This window comes from Paraglaciecola sp. QJM3NY_14 (assembly GCF_056173245.1).
This window is the reverse complement of sequence record NZ_CM149664.1, coordinates 1,207,854-1,224,321: the sequence shown is the minus strand read 5'-3', so window position 1 is coordinate 1,224,321 and position 16,468 is coordinate 1,207,854. Positions and strand designations below refer to the sequence as shown.

Here is a 16,468-nt window from a genome sequence, read left to right as displayed (position 1 = left end):
TTATATGCGTATTGCTAGCATCTACTAGCGCTTAGCCTTACGAGGGGGGCAATTCGGTACCATGCGCTGCACTGACACAGGCTCATTTCGTAACCATCGACAAACCCGCTTTCCTGCTTTGTATTGTTTTATCAACCCGAGTACTTTCTTTCTGCTTTGAGAGGCTCGTAAACCAAGAGCGATTCGATGGTAGAACTCTTCTCTAATAGTCAACAACATCGGATGATTACTAGCGTATAACGCCATACCTAATCGTACATATAAAAGATGCACCTCCGGCTTTTGCGGCCCTAATTCACTCGCTCGTTGTAGATACAATAGCATTTCATCGTCGAACTCTTGTAATCGCCACTTGACCATTGCTAGAGACGCCCAAGTCACTGGCCACAATGGGCGCAACTGAGTAGCGCGTAGGTAGTGCTGTTTCGCGGCATCAAGAGCGGGTTCAGTCGGCACATAACCAGCAATCGCCCCCCACTCATCTATTTGCGCTAACAAATCTTGGTATAGCGGATGGCTTGGTTGGCTATCAACCGCAGACTCTATGGCCGTTTTGGCGGACTGATACTCTTCGATAGTCAGCGTATTGCCTTGTTCTTGCCAAGACGTCACTATGTTTTGCACTTTGTAAAAGTCGAAACTGGCGCTGATGAAGCGCATTGCGAAAAACAAGCAAACCAGTGCAATAACTGCGAAACTCACCACTGCCATATATTGCTTAATAAAGACGCGTACTTGTGAGATGTTATCAAAAAACGCTATTGCCATGCGTTACCTTGAGAGAGTAGCCAAGGAGTTGTTCTAAACAGACGCTCTGCGTATTCATTACCTTTAAGTGCAGTCACTGCAATAAAAGCATCCGCCATATCGTTTGGTCGCCGGTTGATACTATGAGTATCTGAAGCAACATAAGAGATAAAATCGCGTGCTAATAATAGTTCAACAGTATCCTTTACTGGCTTAGAGAAACGACCAGTGAAAGCTCCCGCCGTGGCTTGAAATAAACATCCTGTCCGCTTCAACGCGATAACTTTATCTGGGCTAGCAATAATATCTCGGTTACGCTCAGGGTGAGCAATAATTGGTTGAATTTGATTTTTAATTAGCCAACGCAGTAAATTGTCAGTACCAGGGGGAATGTGGCTGTGGGGTAACTCTAGTAACATTGCATCTTTGTCTTCCCACTTACCTATGAACGGGATTTGGCCCTGTTTGTGCCAGATCATGATATCTGGAGTAATGCGGATTTCAGCGCCAAATGAAAGTTTAAGAGGGCAACCTGCTTGTTCTAAATGCGCGACTAACGCTTGGTAGGTTTTAGAAATAGTAGCCATGTCGTTGTCGAAATAGCTCTGATGAATATGTGGGGTACACACCATATGTGTTACCCCAACCGCAACCGATTGCTCTGCCATGGCTAATGAGGCCGCCAAATCAGGGGCCCCATCATCTATTCCTGGTAATATATGACTATGTAGATCAATCAAGATTGTTTGTTACTGCCAGCCTTGCTTTTAGATTCATAGTTATAACTGTTATAACCGTATTGGTCATAAAAACCCGTGTATTCACCGTGCTTTTTCGCCTTACGCAAATCGACTTGGTTTAACACGACGCCGTCAACGCGGTGGCCGACTTGCAAGAAACGGCTTAAGCCGTTGCTTATAAGTTTGTCGCTCGTACTATCCGCCTTGACCACATAGACCACAGAGTCACATACTTTTGATACCACAATTGCATCACTAACCGCCTGAGTTGGCGCACTATCTACAATTATGTGTTCGTACCTGCCTTTCAAGTCTTGCATTAAGGCTTTAAAGCTATCAGAAGCCAACAACTCCTGAGGGTTAGGAGGAACAGTACCAGCACATATCAAGTCTATACCTGACATTTCGTCAGTAACGATACACTCTTCAAAGGTATGCGTGCCTGCAATTAAATTGGCCAAGCCCGGTTGAAACCCAGGTAAGCTGAATTGATTAGCAAGCGTAGGGCGTCGTAGATCAGTATCAATCAACAATACTTTGCTTAGCTGCCCCATCGCGAACGCTAAGTTAATAGATACCGTACTTTTACCTTCTCTGGGAACACTAGAGGTTACTAATATAGTTTTTGAGGGTTTATCTATGTTCAGTAACTGTAAGCTAGTTCTGAGAGTACGAACAGCCTCGCTAAAACTATGATGCTTGCCGTCGAAAAAGTGCCTGACAGATAAATTTTTCTTCTTGCTATGCGCTTCCCATGGGATAAGTCCGAGCATGCGTTGCCCTAGTTTGCGTTCAACATCTTCTACAGAGCGAATACCGCTGTTTAGTGCGTCCATGGCTAAAGCTAAAAACACTCCGAAGCCTAAACTCACAATAAAGGCTGCAGCGATTATTAAACCTTTCCTCGGCTTAGATGGCGCACCAGGGGGAACAGCTAAATCTAACATACGTGCATTGGCCGATTCAAAGCCGCCCAACTCAGAGGTTTCATTTAAGCGAGTGAAAAACGAACTGTAAAGTTGCTGATTAATATCCACTTCACGCTGCAATGCCTTATGGCGACTTTCAAGATTGGTCAACTTACGAAAATCTTCTTTGTTGACGCTTACTTCTTCCTTAAGTGCAGCTAATTTTAACTTGGCTGTGTTGAATTCTGTATTAACGCCTGACACTAGCGACCGAATTTGATCATTAAGGCTGTCTTGTATCGAGCGTAACTCAGCTTGAGCTGCAATCATTTTTGGATGCTTAGGGCCGTATACTTTGCTCAACTCAGACACTCGGCTTTGAGCGCCAATTTGTTCGCGTTTTACGTTTTGTACTGCAGGGTGATTAATCACCTCAGGCAAGTCACCTAGCTCTGAAATTGTAGCCCCAGAATTAACCTGATTGTAGAGTGTTTCAGCGCGGTTATAAGCGGTCTGAGCCTCCAGCAACTGCTGGCTCAACTTCTGTAATTCTTCGGCAGCTAGGCCAACAACACCATCAATATTGACTAACTTTTCAGTCTCGTAAAACTCAGATAGTCGTTTCTCGGCAGTACTTAGTTTAGCGCGCAAACCTTGTAAACTTTCGTTTAACCAAGTAGTCGCCTTAGTCGTCATATCGAGCTTTGACTCGAGATAGTTTTCAATGTAAACATCGCCAACAGCATTTGCAGCTATAGCTGCAAATTTGCGGTCTTCATGCTCGAAACTAATTTCGACAATCTGCGTGTTGCTGATCGGTGTGATTTTAAGGGACTTCATCACCTGCCAAGTAGCATATCCTTTTCGGGAGTTAAGCTGCTGAGCTGCAGTAAGTTCGGTCTTTTCCTTTTGTGGTAAAAAAGGCAAGGCTAAGATGATTCCAGATTTTAAAGCGGATAACTGCTTACTTACAAAGTTAGCTTGGCTCGCTTCGTAGCCAGGTGCAAAAGTCGGGTTTTCATAAAGCTTGAGCTTTTCAACAACTTTCTCTGCAATCTGGCGAGACTTGAGTATTTCATATTGAGTTTGAAAGTACTCTTTCCTGGAAGAATCGAGCCCATATACTTCCTCTATAGAAAGTACCTTGGCCTGTTTAGATTCAATCAATAACTTGGCAGTTGCTGTGTATTGCGGCGTGATTGACATCACAATGAGAGCCACCAATACCGTAATAAAAATAGCTAAGCTAATAATACGCCAAAGATAACGTCGGACTGTCTGCCAATATTGGCCTAAGTCGATCGTTTCTGAGTCCAGTAGTTTCGCCTCTAATTGTCCATTTAATTGCGCTGACATAATATAACTGAATACCTTTAAAAGAAGCTTTGCTGAACGGTAACTATATCACCGGGTAAAACCACATCATTCGAATCTGCATTTAATTGCTCCGATTCTCCTGATTCATTGTCTCGGCGAATGAATATTTTGGTTTTAGACGCCCTTTCAGTGTAACCACCTGCTAACGCAGCGGCTTTATTGACTGACAGTCCGGGTTGATACGGATAACCACCTGGTCGCTTAACTTCACCGTCGATAAAGAAAGGGCGATATTCAATAACGGTTACCGACACAGAAGGCTCAACCAAATAATCACCCTTGAGTCCCGAATATAACTTTGCCTCTAGCTCAGCCCCCGTCAATCCAATCACTCTTAAATCACCCAAAAACGGATAATTAATCACACCGTGGTTAGGTAATTTAGTGGTTAACGAAAGGTCTGGCTGCCCGAAAACAGTAACCTTGATCACATCACCTGAGCCGAGTTTGTATTGACTCAAACTCGCGTCCAAAGACCAAGCGGCGCTACTAAAAAGCATAAGCCACAGCCAAAATACGGATTTTGCTTTCATGTATTCTCCAAATAAAATAATAACTATAAGGTCACTTCCGCTGTTAAGCGATAAATATTCTGGTCATAGTTTACAACATCTCTATTACTGTCTCGCTCGCTGTAGGTGTAACCTAAATTAAAAGTTAACCAACGTTGAAACTCGTAAATAACTGCAAAACTTAAGTCTTGTATATCGTCGTTACGACCGCTGCCTTCGTAATCATCACTGCCTACAGCTATACCAGCTTCAGTACGCAAACGCTGCAACCATTCATGGCGCCAGCGCAAAGATACGTCCTTACGACGAATAAAGTTTCCTTCGCCATTGGTTTCGCGGGCTTCATTTTGGGTATCTAACAGAAAGGTTGCTCTCTCTAATGGCTCCCAAATGACACCCGCCTGCCACGTTGAACCAGAAAAATTTTCACGGCCGGCTGCATCAAAGTCTTTGTCTTGGTAACCGATTTTCGCATACCCCTGAGTAGATGCTGTAGACTGCCATTGAGCACCGACCAAATAGCTGGTTTCTACGCTATCGAACGAGTTTACTTCATCTACTGAAAAAGCATATTCCACATCAGTAATAGTGGTTTCGAAAAGTAGGTCGGTTGCAGCACCGATGTTGTAATAAAACGTTCCACCTAGTTCGGAATGAGTCCTATCTCGAATTAAGTATTCTTCTGTGTCACGCTTGTAGTCCAAATCACGATAGTTAACATTGAGATCTAATCGGGCTTGAGCACTCAATGCACCGTAGGAATAGGTAAAGTCCACTTCGCTTTCTTTAAATTCATCAGGTGACGTAAGCTCGCTGCCCCTTCCTAAGGAAAAGCGCTCGCCGCGATCGTCATGTCCATCTTCAAACTCGATAGAACTTTTAATGCGATGGCGACTACTTAGTTCATAATCTATTGAGGCAAATATTAAATGGTCTGTGTAGTTATCTGCCGAACTTGAAAAATAATCACCGCGGGAAAGTTGATAACCGAAACGTAGACTGTTCAAGCCGAAGTTATTTACCAAGGTAAGTTTTGGCGTAACAATACTAAACCAGCTGTCTATTCCTTCTACATTCGAGCGCGTAACATTATCGTTAAAACCAACCGTTGTCGCTAAGGTTGGTACTAATTCAAAAACACCAAGGTCAATTCCGGCTTCGTCTTGAGCAAATGAAAATGAACATACACATGCCATTCCTATAGCGCTTGCTAATTTAGTCTTACTCATTCAATCATCTCTGTCTAAAAAGTTAAAATATGATTTTACTTAATCTAAGTGTATCAATTATCTGATGAAATTAGCGTAAAGTTAACAACTTAAATTGAAAAAAAGTTACTAATAACCCAGTGAAACACCCCTATAAAAATCAGCTGAGGGCGTTACTAAGCGAATTTTGTGCCATTCCGTGATGACTAAAGTGCTATTTTTAGATATTTAGTTCGTTGTTCAGCTGCGCATATTAAACCAAGCTCGCACCATGTAAAGCGTGTGGGTTTTAATTTGTACTCACTGCATAATTTCATTTTGATCATTCCACAAAGACATTACAGGAATAAGTACAATGAGATACGGTCGATTCAACGCATTCCGGCGCTAATACACTAATCTCGTATTATGTTAATCCTGAGACTCCCTCGCAAGATGGAGATTCAATATATTTCAATTTTAGCGCTCTACTTTCAGTAGGTTAGTCATGCCGAACAACTGCTTTTTATCATGTCCTTTAACGAAATAATTGGATTAAATCTGTCGCAAAATAGTGGCCTAATAGTTGCTTAAAAACCTTGGTAGCTTGACTTAAACGAGTCTGGAATGCCTGAATATCTAAAAGTGCAGAAACAAAAACATTCAGAAATATCGAATATTTCTCTGAATGTCACAAAAAAAACAAAAATATGTCGTAATTATACAACAGAATAGCGTGATATAATGTTTGCGGTCCAGAGCAGACTAACTTCTATATCAACTCAAGATATTGAAGCTAAAGGGAATTTTTTAGGTTTATAGGTTTTTAGATGTTGGGAATTAGCGACATTAACCTGTCGCAAAATTAAGACTCCGCTCGATATTGGAGTAATTTCTTTTACAAGCACTGTAAATTTAAATGTAGTACGCAACTTTAATGGTAGAGACATCATGCATAATAAAAGCCCCGGGGGCATAATTCAGAGTAACCAAAGTAGTTTTTCTACACTTTATCGTTTAGTCGATATGGTTATTATCACCTTAGTGTATTTTCTTGTGTTGTTATATCAAGGATTGCCGATTAATTCCTCGGACTTATTGTTACTTTTTGTCAGCATCATTTCTTATATGTTGTGCGCAGAAGCAGTTGATTTATATCGCTCTTGGCGGACCGCCCCAAACACCTTAATGATAAAGTGGGCCATGATTGCCTGGGGAGTATCATCGTTGGTGACGACGACCTACGCCTTTATCTTTCCAGAAAGTATTGCTGCATCTAATTTTGTTATTTTAAGTTGGTTAGTGCTTTGTGCACCAACATTAGTTAGCTGGCGCGTCGCGTTTCGTGAAATATTGTTTAGGCACCGTAAAAAAGGACACAATACCCGTAAAGCGATTGTAATTGGTGCGACGCAATCAGGATACAACTTAGCAACCCAGATTATGGAAAATGATCAACTAGGGATCATTTTCAAAGGTATGTACGATGACCGTGCTCCGGCTCGTATCCCCCATGAAATTCAGCACCAAGTGATGGGCAGCATTCAAGATGCCATTAAACTAGCCAAAGAAGGCGAGGTAGATTACATCTATATTGCCATGCCCATGAGCGCCGAGAAGCGTATCATGCAAATTTTAAACATGTGCAGTGACTCTACCGCTACGGTCTATATCATCCCTAACTTCTTTATGTATAACCTATTGAATGCTCGCTGGCAGAGTGTTGGTTCGATTCAAACCTTGAGCGTATTTGATACGCCCTTTCAAGGTGCAGGCGATATCACTAAGCGTTTAGAAGATATTGTTGTGTCGTCATTAATTTTGACGATGATCGCCATCCCCATGCTATTTATTGCCATGGCAGTGAAATTAACCTCTAAAGGCCCTGTGATTTTCAAGCAAAACCGATACGGTTTAGATGGCAAGAAAATCAAAGTGTATAAGTTTCGCTCCATGACGGTGCAAGACAACGGCGATAAAGTGCAGCAAGCGACCAAAAATGATGCACGTATCACGCCCCTTGGTGCCTTTTTACGTAAAACTTCGTTGGATGAATTGCCACAATTTATCAACGTGTTACAAGGCCGTATGTCAGTCGTTGGGCCTCGCCCTCATGCGGTTGCGCACAATGAAGAATATCGAAAGTTGATTGAAGGCTATATGCTGCGTCACAAAGTACGCCCTGGCATCACTGGCTGGGCGCAAATCAACGGCTTTCGTGGTGAGACTGAAACCATCAACAAAATGATTAAGCGTGTGGAATACGATTTGGATTATATACACCGCTGGTCAGTGTGGATGGATATTCGAATTATACTCGCCACCGTTACCCGTGGGTTTATTAATAGGTCATTTAGTTAAATAAAAAACGCCGAGCAATTGCTCGGCGTTTTTGTGTCTACTATGAGCTGACTTTAGCTAATTGATGCTCCCCTAATTCGACAGCCGAGTGCACCACACTTTAATTGACTCATCTTATTCAGGCGCATGTTATTCGGGCTCGTTTTCATTTGGCTTATAGATTTTAAACTCGCCTCCTGCGTGCAATAACCCAAACATATGCAGTAGCCCATCGTAATAGCGATACATTCCTGCGGGCGCGTCTTGTTGCCATAAGTAATTCAGCATTTCGGTAGAAAACGGGTTTTCACTTATTGTGGCCCTTACCCCATTCATTGCAGTACGCCCGTGACTACGGTAATCGATACCAGGCTCACGTGTTCCGCCGACCTCATACACAGCAATTAAATCACCGTACTGCTCAACTTCGCCTGCAAAAAAGTTAACTTGCTGCTGGACCAGAGAATGCAAAACAGGTGACTGACTTACCCAGTGATAATCCATAGCCATGTTGCCCATCACCCGGAATGAATCGTAGGCACTTTTATGACTATCAGGGTTGAAGCTAGTCGTCTGGGGCTCACCTTCGTGACTAGCATAGTCACTGAATAGGCCCGTAACTGGATGAGCTGATTTCGCCAAATACTGACGACTGATGGCAGCGGTCTGATGCCAATAATCATTGTTTTCATCCGCCAACAACCGCACATTACACCAACTAACGCGATGAAGAATAATGCACTCATTGGCGCACTAACGGCTCGCGTTGTGCTTAGTTGATACTCACCTTCGCTTGTTATGTCGAAAGAGTTGGCGTCATACGTTTCGAAGCGCTGTGTGGTGCTGATTAACTCTGCGTTATTGGTCCAATCGAACACAACCGATAGCCCGGTTAATGTTTCCCCTGCCTGTAACGGGCTGGCTAATGCTAAGGCATCGACGAATCCGTCTTCCTCTAGGCCAAATATGCTTTGTGCCGGCGCAACAAATACGTCCCAATCAGCAGGGCTAAAAAGCAACCCTATATTGTCGAACACACCATATTGAAAATACACAGTGAGCCCATCGATGGCATTTTGGCTATCATTAAAAAATTGATAGTCAGTTTGATATTGCTGTTCGCCTAGTTTGGTTACATCAGTATTAATGATGAGTGCATGGGCGTTTAAGCAACTGAATAATAAGGTCAGTATCAGTAGTGTCTTCATCGGCTTCCTCTTATGTTCTATCTTTGTTGTGTTTTGTGTCGCCGTATTAGGTAATCAGTGTGCTGGTGATGCCTAACGGCGTTGTGTACGTATGAGCATTGCGCGTAAAGCGGTGCTGAAAATGCTGGTCTACTTACTCCAGCAAACATTCGCCTCGCCTTATGGTCATTAAGACTACACAAAGAAACCGCCGCTATTAACACAAACTTTACATTTAGAAATATTTCATAAAACGTAAGTAAGACTGCGTAAAAACCGAGCGAGGAAAAAGCTGAGGAAAATACCGAACAGAGCACCGAAACGTGCCGAAAAAGTGCTCAAGGAGCGAACTAACGATAGACGTAGAGAAGTACGCAGAGGGAATTTGCTAACGTAAAAAAGCCGAGACATATCTCAGATATGCTCGGCAAAGGGTGTCACACAATAAACTTGGTGTTATGAGCTAGGTGTTAGGTATTAGCGCTTTGAGTTGTACACTTACATCTAACGTTCGCCGATCAAGCTGCCTTTTCACCGATATTACTTTCAACTGACGGGGCATTTTCGTCAGCCGGCGCTCTAAGTAAGTAATCAAACGCACCGAGTGCAGCATTTGCTCCGTCGCCCATGGCGATGATAATTTGCTTGTAAGGCGAAGTCGTTACGTCACCTGCGGCAAATACACCTTCAATCGAGGTTTCACCGCGCTGGCCTACTTCAATTTCACCTCGAGCAGTTAAGGCAATATCACCTTTTAACCATTCGGTGTTCGGCACCAAACCAATTTGCACAAAAATGCCAGCCAATTCGACTTGATGACTTTCTTGGCTAGCTCGGTCTTGATAGGTTAGACCGGTAACACGTTTGCCATCGCCTAGCACTTCTGTCGTCATGGCATTTAAGATAATGTCGATATTGTTAGCAGCTTTCGCTTTACGCTGAAGTACCTCGTCAGCACGCAATTTTGTATCAAATTCGAGTACGGTGACATGCTCAACGATATTGGCTAAATCAAGAGCCGCTTCGATACCTGAATTACCGCCACCAATCACCGCGACGCGTTTGCCTTTAAATAGCGGCCCATCACAGTGTGGGCAATAAGCAACGCCTGCCCCGCGGTATTGTTGTTCGCCAGGCACGTTCATTTCACGCCATCTTGCGCCGGTGGCTAACATCACTGTTTTACTGGATAACAATGCGCCATTCTCAAGCTCGATATTAAGCAAGCCGTCTTTTGTTAACTTCACGGCTTTATTATTCGCCATGATGTCCACATCATAATCTTTAACATGTTGTTCTAGGCCTGACACAAGTTTAGGGCCGTCAGTCGCTTTAACGGAAATAAAGTTTTCGATAGCCATGGTGTCAGTCACTTGCCCACCAAACTTTTCGGCCACAATACCAGTACGAATGCCTTTTCTTGCTGCGTAAATCGCAGCGGCTGCACCCGCTGGACCGCCACCCACAATGAGCATGTCATAAGGTGCTTTGTCATTGAGTGACCTGGCTTTCTTGGCGTCTGCCTGAGGGTCTATTTTGCTTAAAATTTTCTCTATGGTCACTGCCCCTTGGGTAAACAGCTCGCCATTTAAATACACGCTTGGTACTGACATGATATTGCGCTGGCTCACTTCTTCTTGAAACAGTGAACCATCAATCATGGTATTAGTAATATTTGGGTTGATAACAGACAACACGTTTAATGCTTGCACTACCCCAGGGCATGTCTGACAGCTCAACGAAACGTATGTCTCAAATTGGTACGAACCTGAAAGCGACTTAATTTCAGCCACTTGCTGCTCACTTATTTTCACCGGGTGGCCGCCACTGTTTAGTAGCGCAAGCACTAATGAAGTAAATTCATGGCCCATAGGTACACCAGCAAAAGTAATTGAGGTGCTATTTTTTATGGAAACCACTTCCATCGACGGTTTTCGAATGTCGCTTTTACTTTGCGCCACAACGCTGACCAACGGCGATAACGCAGCTATTTCATTCGCCAAATCTGTGAGTTCTGCGGATTTCTTAGCTTGATGTTGCTCATCAACAGCAATGCGTAACTCCACGGGTGAAGTTAAATTTTCTAAATAAGTCGCCAATTGGCCTTTTAATTTTGCGTCTAACATAGGTTACTCCAATAGACTGATGATGGGCGGTGTCTTTTTTGCCATCAATTGTTTGCTAATTGATGGTAATTGGCTGGCTTGAACACTCTAGCCAGCCCTTACTTAACGCACGCCTACTGTTAGATTTTGCCGACTAGGTCAAGTGAAGGCGTCAATGTTTCTTCGCCTGGCTGCCATGCTGCTGGGCACACTTCGCCGTCGTGATTTGCTACGTATTGTGCAGCTTGCACTTTACGCAGAAGCTCACTTGCAGAGCGGCCGATACCTAGATCGTGAATTTCAGCAATTTTGATTTCGCCTTCAGGGTTCACTACGAAAGTGCCGCGAAGTGCTAAGCCATCTTCTTCGATCATGACACCGAAATTACGAGTAATTTTGCCTGTTGGGTCGCCGATCATCGCAAATTCAATTTTGTTGATGGTGTCTGAGCTGCTATGCCATGCTTTGTGCGTAAAATGGGTGTCAGTTGATACAGAGTAAACATCAACACCTAGTTCTTGTAATTTCGCATAATGGTCAGCTAAATCGCCTAGTTCTGTGGGGCAAACAAACGTGAAGTCTGCAGGATAAAACATGAAGATTGCCCATTTGCCTTCAATGTCCTTTTCTGACACTTCAACAAACTCGCCATTTTTGAATGCTGTTGCGTCAAACGGTAAAACTTTGGTATTGATAAGAGATTGTGTCATTGAAATATTCCTCGTTTCATTTGATTGTGGGTGACTTCGAGGAAAATAATATGACGGAGGATGATAAGTTTAAATTAATTAAAATCGATTATTGAAATCTATTTTTCAGATTAGATGTGCGGGTGAGTTTTAACGGCAGTTTTGTCACGGGAGGTTAAACGTAAAAAACCGCTCAACACTGCCTATTAAGACAACGTATGAGCGGTGAGAGGTTCTATGCTAGCGCGAAAGACACGCTAGAATTATAGATTTTATTATACTGAGCAAAACCTAATGCTTTGTTATTTCAAAGCTTAAAACAACATTACTGAGAAAGTGAAACAGTGAGTCGGTCAGCGCTGGCTTTTTCAGTTTCTACAAACTTTGACCATTGCTGCGCCATACCCTTACTGCTATTAAATTTCTCGGCTTCGGCCAATTCATTCAATGCTTCGTTGTATTGCCCTACGTTAAAAAATGCCATGCCTTTAACTAAATGCACCGTACCTTCGTTCCGTAAACCGCCTTTTCCTAACGCCGCCTCTGACGCTGAAATAGCTTGTTGCCACTTCTCCATGTTGAGATAAATTTGCCCTAACTGCGCATCTAGTTCGCCATCATCAGACAAATCAGCGGCAGCCTTCATAACAGGTACCGCTTCTTCGTTTTCTTTAGCGAGCACCCAACACTGGGAAAGGAACTTCAAATTTTTAAGGTTCTTATCAAGCACGCCGCTCTCAAGGCCCTTTTCAATTAAACGAGCACCTTTAAACGGCATTTGGTGGTAGTAATAAAGCTGCGCGAGGTTAAACATATCAGAGCCGCTTTCGATGTAGCCTTGCTGATAGGCGGTTTCAAGAATGGCTAATTGCTTTTGCTCTTCGTCTAGTTCTCCGTACATGCCAGCAAGTTGCACCCAATATTTGGGCTTATCAAAATGCCTGACCAATTTCAGCAGCACGTCTTTCACGTCTTCAGATTGCTTTAGTTCGTAATACACCGCACGTTGCAATACATACCAATTTTCATCTGGAATATCGTCTTGTGCTTCAACAATCTCAATCGCTTTTTCGATATAACTCGCGGCTTTATCGTAAGACTTTTGCTGGTACATAGCCTGCGCTTTTAACACGTAGTTTTTAGCGGGTATTTCAGAGTTTGGATTAACCGAGGCATTTAACGTTTCCCAGCGCTCTAAAAAGGCCACTGTTTTGTCAAAATTGCCGCGCATCATGTGCAGTTGCGCCAAACTAAATAAGGTGCTTAGCTCAAATGACTCTGGGATTGGCTGTTGCTCTACCACGGTTTCAAACGAGGCAATCGCTTCATCAAAGCGCTCAACGTTATAGTAAATAAAACCATAGAAGTTATACATCATGGCCAGCTCATAGCTGTTCATTGAACTCGCTTTACCTTTCACGTTTTCCAAGGCTTCGAGGGCTTCGTCAGTTTTACCTTCATCTGCCAATTTTTGCGCTCGGGAAAGTTGGTCGTACACTTTCACTCTAAGGGCTGGCGTTCTTCGGGTTTCACGTTGACTGTCTTCTTGTGCCTGGGCATTTTTCATTGCCACCGGCGTGACATTAATGCCCAGACCAATCACTGCACATAATGCCAAACCTAGAACCTGGCGTGAGAGGTTACTGCTTTTTTTATTGTTTAATTTCATCAAGCCCCCAATTAACCATCAATCTGGAAAGAAATACGGTTTTGCACACCAGCCACTTCAGCAGGTTCACCGTTGACTACCCGAGGTTTGTATTTAAATTTAAGCGCTGCATCAATTGCCGCTTGATTAAACAGATCAGCTGGCTGGGCATCTACCACAAACGGATTTTTCACCGAACCCTGCTTCGACACTGTAAATTCAACAATAACGTAGCCTTCGATACCACGAGATAACGCACGTCGAGGATAAACCGGTGCCACTTTCACAATCGGCAGATATTCCCCGTCACCCGATTCAAGTGCTAAGCCGCCATCTAACGATAAACCTTCGTTAACGTCGGCTCCAAAGTCCATTCCATTGCCCTCGGCATTCGGCGTAGGCGAATCCATCTGCGGTTGCTCCATCGCTGGAGGTGGCGCTTCCGGCTTAGGCGGCTTCTTGGGTTTACGATCTTTCTTCTGGGCGGATTCTTCTTTTTTCACCCGCACGAAATCCAGCACACTGCCCTTTGCAGGCTCAGTTAATGCGCTACCACCACTTTTGATCAGTGATTGCATCACGAAAAACAGGCTCAGCGTCACAATGGCTGACAATGCTATCGCTATGAGATATCTAAGCATGATCTAGGGCTCTTGCGCTGCAATCGAAACATCGGTAATACCGGCGGCACGAGAGGCATCCATGACCTTAATTAAGGTTTCGGTAGTCGATTTTTTATCCGCTTGGATCACCACAGTACCTTGTGGGTTTTCCGCATGCAGACGCTCAATATTCGCTTGAACTGCACGCACATCAATTTTACGTTTGTTGATCCATATTTCGCCTTTGTCACTGATGGCTATCAGAATATTGGCGCGGTCTTTTTTGACCGCTGTTGCCGCTTCAGGACGATTCACATCAATACCCGATTCTTTAACAAAAGACGCGGTGACGATAAAGAAAATCAACATGATAAATACCACATCGAGCATCGGCGTCATGTCGATTGCTGCTTCTTCTTCGTCCATCAAATTTTGAAAATGTTGTTTCATAACTGTCTCTTTTAAGGCGCAGTAGGCAGGCTACTTGCGCTCTATTGTCAATGCGTCTTCTAAATGCGTACGTTCTGATTTTGTGGTGCGGGCTAACCAAGTTGAGGCAAAAACCCCGGATAACGCACCGACCATACCGGCCATGGTAGGAATGGTCGCTTTTGATACACCAGAGGCCATCGAGCGCGCACTACCTGAACCAGAAATAGCCATAACATCAAACACTTCTATCATGCCGGTTACCGTTCCCATTAAGCCCAATAGAGGGCACAAGGCAACTAAAGCCTGAATAATCGGAATGCCCGCGCCCAAGCGCAGGCTAACGCGAGAAATCATCGCTTGACGTATTTGTTCTGCGTTCCATGAGCGTCTATCTTTACGTGCTTTCCAGGTGGCAATGGTTTCTTTCTTATAGGCTTTATGCCAGATGAACACGTACAACGCTCGTTCAAGGATCAGCAACCACATGACGAATATTAAAAACCCGATGACCAAGAGAACTTGGCCACCTGTTTCCGTAAAATCACGTATTGCTTCGAAAAATTCCAACATAGCTAATTACCTTAGGCGCTTGGAGCTGACTTTGTTTCCATGCGCTCAGCACGCTCGGCAATCACACCTGACGCTTGTTCTTGCAGAATAAAGACTACGTCTTTAGACCGTGTGTTGAGCATCGCATAGAGCAAGGTCATTGGGATAGCCACAACCAAACCAAGTACGGTTGTCACCAATGCGGTGGAGATACCACCCGCCATCAATTTAGGGTCACCCGTTCCGAACAAAGTAATTGCTTGGAAGGTGTTAATCATACCCGTCACCGTACCAAGTAGACCCATAAGAGGCGCTACCACAGAGATGATTTTGATGATCGTAAGGTTCCGAGACAACTTAGGTATTTCACCCAAGATAGCTTCTGTCAGGTGTAGCTCAAGCGACTCAGTATCCGCTTGTGGATATTTGTCACGCACTTGCATCACGCGACCAAGTGGGTTGTTAGAGGTAAACTTGTCAGATTTGAGCTGCTTGTTTACTTTGGTTTTAATCACAGTCAAAGTGATTAAACGCTCAAGGGCTAACAATAAACCAATTGCGCCAACGATAAGGATGATGTACCCGACTAAACCACCTTGTTCAACACGCTCTTTTAAGCTTGGTGCCTGAACCAATAATTTAAGAATTGACCCGCCGGTTGGGTCTAGACCAAACTCAACTAGCTCGCCATTTGACGCCTGAAGCGCTTCTGCACTTGCGGTGTAACGACCAGCTGGCTGACGAATTAACTCGCCAAGTGAGTTAGTTGAACCTTCATAATCAAGATATTTGCCATCAGCAACCAAGGCAAACGTCCCCACGCGCACCACTTCTTTACTGACTTTAGCGCCGCCGGCTTCAACTACGTCGGCGTTGAAGCGCGTGACTTTTCCTGATTCGGTCATTTCACGTTGCATTTCAAACCAAACACGCTCAATTTCTTCTATAGAGGCAAGCTTTGAGCTTGAGCCCATGGACTGTGCCATTTCATCTAGAAACTCTGCACGGTTAGGGATTTGAGCGGAGATAACAGAATTAAAGAACTTGCTCTTAGTGTCACCAGCGACTTGTTGAAGTACACCGAACAACTCTTTAAGTGAACCTAAACGCTTAGTTAATGCGTCGTTTAAGTCACCTAATTTAAATTCGTTTTCTTCGAATTGCGTTTCTAACGTTTCAGATGTGCGTAACGCGTTGTCACGGTTTTTGCCTGCATCGCGAAGCATTTGATCTTGCTCAGCACGCTTGGCAACAAACTCTTTCTCACGTTGGTTGTTCTGTTGAGTCTGCTGAAACTGACCTTGCTCTAATTGCTTAAGCAGCGCATCTAAATCCAGTGCTGACTCTTTTTTCGGTAACGGATCGGCCGCCATTGCTGAAGTTGCTGTTAATGTAACAAGCAAGGTAAGTGCGATATTTTTAATTAATTGATTCATCTTCATCGT

General features: G+C 43.8%; 15 protein-coding genes. 1 reads left to right on the top strand and 14 read right to left on the bottom strand.

Annotated elements, in window-relative coordinates; genetic code table 11:
- Positions 1–24 precede the first annotated feature (24 nt).
- The 5 genes from AC0VYA_RS05170 to AC0VYA_RS05150 are packed head-to-tail and all read right to left on the bottom strand — an operon-like array spanning position 25 to position 5,513.
- Complete coding sequence (locus tag AC0VYA_RS05170) at positions 25–768, bottom strand: VpsP family polysaccharide biosynthesis protein (RefSeq protein WP_475490271.1); 744 nt, start codon at positions 766–768, stop codon at positions 25–27.
- Complete coding sequence (locus tag AC0VYA_RS05165; protein ID WP_475490270.1) at positions 759–1,487, bottom strand: tyrosine-protein phosphatase; 729 nt, start codon at positions 1,485–1,487, stop codon at positions 759–761. The genes AC0VYA_RS05170 and AC0VYA_RS05165 overlap by 10 nt, the downstream gene beginning before the upstream one ends.
- A complete protein-coding gene (locus tag AC0VYA_RS05160) occupies positions 1,484–3,751 on the bottom strand; it encodes a GumC family protein (protein ID WP_475490269.1) in 2,268 nt (755 codons plus the stop codon). Before AC0VYA_RS05160 ends, AC0VYA_RS05165 begins: the two co-directional genes overlap by 4 nt.
- Before the next feature lie 17 nt (positions 3,752–3,768).
- Positions 3,769–4,305 carry a polysaccharide biosynthesis/export family protein gene (locus AC0VYA_RS05155; RefSeq protein ID WP_475490268.1) on the bottom strand — a complete coding sequence of 179 codons (537 nt, stop codon included), beginning with the start codon at positions 4,303–4,305 and terminating at the stop codon, positions 3,769–3,771.
- A 23-nt stretch (positions 4,306–4,328) separates the two neighbouring features.
- Positions 4,329–5,513 carry an outer membrane beta-barrel protein gene (locus AC0VYA_RS05150; RefSeq protein WP_475490267.1) on the bottom strand — a complete coding sequence of 395 codons (1,185 nt, stop codon included), beginning with the start codon at positions 5,511–5,513 and terminating at the stop codon, positions 4,329–4,331.
- Positions 5,514–6,422: 909 nt separating this feature from the next.
- Between AC0VYA_RS05150 and AC0VYA_RS05145 the strand changes: the two genes are divergently transcribed.
- The gene (locus tag AC0VYA_RS05145; RefSeq protein WP_475490266.1) at positions 6,423–7,832 is read left to right on the top strand and encodes an undecaprenyl-phosphate glucose phosphotransferase; all 1,410 of its coding nucleotides are present in this window, start codon (positions 6,423–6,425) and stop codon (positions 7,830–7,832) included.
- A 129-nt stretch (positions 7,833–7,961) separates the two neighbouring features.
- Here the strand turns inward: AC0VYA_RS05145 and AC0VYA_RS05140 are convergent, their stop codons facing one another.
- The 9 genes from AC0VYA_RS05140 to AC0VYA_RS05100 all read right to left on the bottom strand — a co-directional run bounded on the left by AC0VYA_RS05140 (position 7,962) and on the right by AC0VYA_RS05100 (position 16,459).
- Positions 7,962–8,321 (bottom strand): hypothetical protein, encoded by a 360-nt coding sequence (locus tag AC0VYA_RS05140; RefSeq protein ID WP_475490265.1) that lies wholly within the window; start codon positions 8,319–8,321, stop codon positions 7,962–7,964.
- A gap of 8 nt (positions 8,322–8,329) precedes the next feature.
- Positions 8,330–9,019, bottom strand: coding sequence for a hypothetical protein (locus AC0VYA_RS05135; protein WP_475490264.1), 690 nt, complete (start codon positions 9,017–9,019; stop codon positions 8,330–8,332).
- Positions 9,020–9,516: 497 nt separating this feature from the next.
- Positions 9,517–11,124 (bottom strand): alkyl hydroperoxide reductase subunit F, encoded by a 1,608-nt coding sequence (gene ahpF / locus AC0VYA_RS05130; protein WP_475490263.1) that lies wholly within the window; start codon positions 11,122–11,124, stop codon positions 9,517–9,519.
- 119 nt (positions 11,125–11,243) lie between these two features.
- Positions 11,244–11,813 carry an alkyl hydroperoxide reductase subunit C gene (gene ahpC / locus AC0VYA_RS05125; protein ID WP_475490262.1) on the bottom strand — a complete coding sequence of 190 codons (570 nt, stop codon included), beginning with the start codon at positions 11,811–11,813 and terminating at the stop codon, positions 11,244–11,246.
- A gap of 304 nt (positions 11,814–12,117) precedes the next feature.
- Positions 12,118–13,461 carry a tetratricopeptide repeat protein gene (locus AC0VYA_RS05120; RefSeq protein ID WP_475490261.1) on the bottom strand — a complete coding sequence of 448 codons (1,344 nt, stop codon included), beginning with the start codon at positions 13,459–13,461 and terminating at the stop codon, positions 12,118–12,120.
- Between the two features lie 11 nt (positions 13,462–13,472).
- Positions 13,473–14,081: an energy transducer TonB gene (locus AC0VYA_RS05115; RefSeq protein WP_006991294.1), complete on the bottom strand. Its 609-nt coding sequence runs from the start codon at positions 14,079–14,081 to the stop codon at positions 13,473–13,475.
- Between the two features lie 3 nt (positions 14,082–14,084).
- A complete protein-coding gene (locus AC0VYA_RS05110) occupies positions 14,085–14,492 on the bottom strand; it encodes an ExbD/TolR family protein (protein ID WP_006991295.1) in 408 nt (135 codons plus the stop codon).
- 30 nt (positions 14,493–14,522) lie between these two features.
- Positions 14,523–15,044, bottom strand: a complete 522-nt coding sequence (locus AC0VYA_RS05105; protein ID WP_006991296.1) for a MotA/TolQ/ExbB proton channel family protein — start codon at positions 15,042–15,044, stop codon at positions 14,523–14,525.
- 11 nt (positions 15,045–15,055) lie between these two features.
- Positions 15,056–16,459: a MotA/TolQ/ExbB proton channel family protein gene (locus AC0VYA_RS05100; protein ID WP_473478778.1), complete on the bottom strand. Its 1,404-nt coding sequence runs from the start codon at positions 16,457–16,459 to the stop codon at positions 15,056–15,058.
- Positions 16,460–16,468 lie beyond the last annotated feature (9 nt).

Excerpts from the sequence above, each read along its gene's own strand:
- AC0VYA_RS05160 (WP_475490269.1), bottom strand. The coding sequence starts at position 3,751 with ATGTCAGCGCAATTAAATGGACAATTAGAGGCGAAACTACTGGACTCA.
- ahpC (WP_475490262.1), bottom strand. The coding sequence starts at position 11,813 with ATGACACAATCTCTTATCAATACCAAAGTTTTACCGTTTGACGCAACA.
- AC0VYA_RS05145 (WP_475490266.1), top strand. The coding sequence starts at position 6,423 with ATGCATAATAAAAGCCCCGGGGGCATAATTCAGAGTAACCAAAGTAGT.
- AC0VYA_RS05170 (WP_475490271.1), bottom strand. The coding sequence starts at position 768 with ATGGCAATAGCGTTTTTTGATAACATCTCACAAGTACGCGTCTTTATT.
- AC0VYA_RS05150 (WP_475490267.1), bottom strand. The coding sequence starts at position 5,513 with ATGAGTAAGACTAAATTAGCAAGCGCTATAGGAATGGCATGTGTATGT.
- AC0VYA_RS05140 (WP_475490265.1), bottom strand. The coding sequence starts at position 8,321 with ATGGCTATGGATTATCACTGGGTAAGTCAGTCACCTGTTTTGCATTCT.
- AC0VYA_RS05120 (WP_475490261.1), bottom strand. The coding sequence starts at position 13,461 with ATGAAATTAAACAATAAAAAAAGCAGTAACCTCTCACGCCAGGTTCTA.
- AC0VYA_RS05135 (WP_475490264.1), bottom strand. The coding sequence starts at position 9,019 with ATGAAGACACTACTGATACTGACCTTATTATTCAGTTGCTTAAACGCC.
- AC0VYA_RS05115 (WP_006991294.1), bottom strand. The coding sequence starts at position 14,081 with ATGCTTAGATATCTCATAGCGATAGCATTGTCAGCCATTGTGACGCTG.
- AC0VYA_RS05100 (WP_473478778.1), bottom strand. The coding sequence starts at position 16,459 with ATGAATCAATTAATTAAAAATATCGCACTTACCTTGCTTGTTACATTA.
- AC0VYA_RS05155 (WP_475490268.1), bottom strand. The coding sequence starts at position 4,305 with ATGAAAGCAAAATCCGTATTTTGGCTGTGGCTTATGCTTTTTAGTAGC.
- AC0VYA_RS05105 (WP_006991296.1), bottom strand. The coding sequence starts at position 15,044 with ATGTTGGAATTTTTCGAAGCAATACGTGATTTTACGGAAACAGGTGGC.
- ahpF (WP_475490263.1), bottom strand. The coding sequence starts at position 11,124 with ATGTTAGACGCAAAATTAAAAGGCCAATTGGCGACTTATTTAGAAAAT.
- AC0VYA_RS05110 (WP_006991295.1), bottom strand. The coding sequence starts at position 14,492 with ATGAAACAACATTTTCAAAATTTGATGGACGAAGAAGAAGCAGCAATC.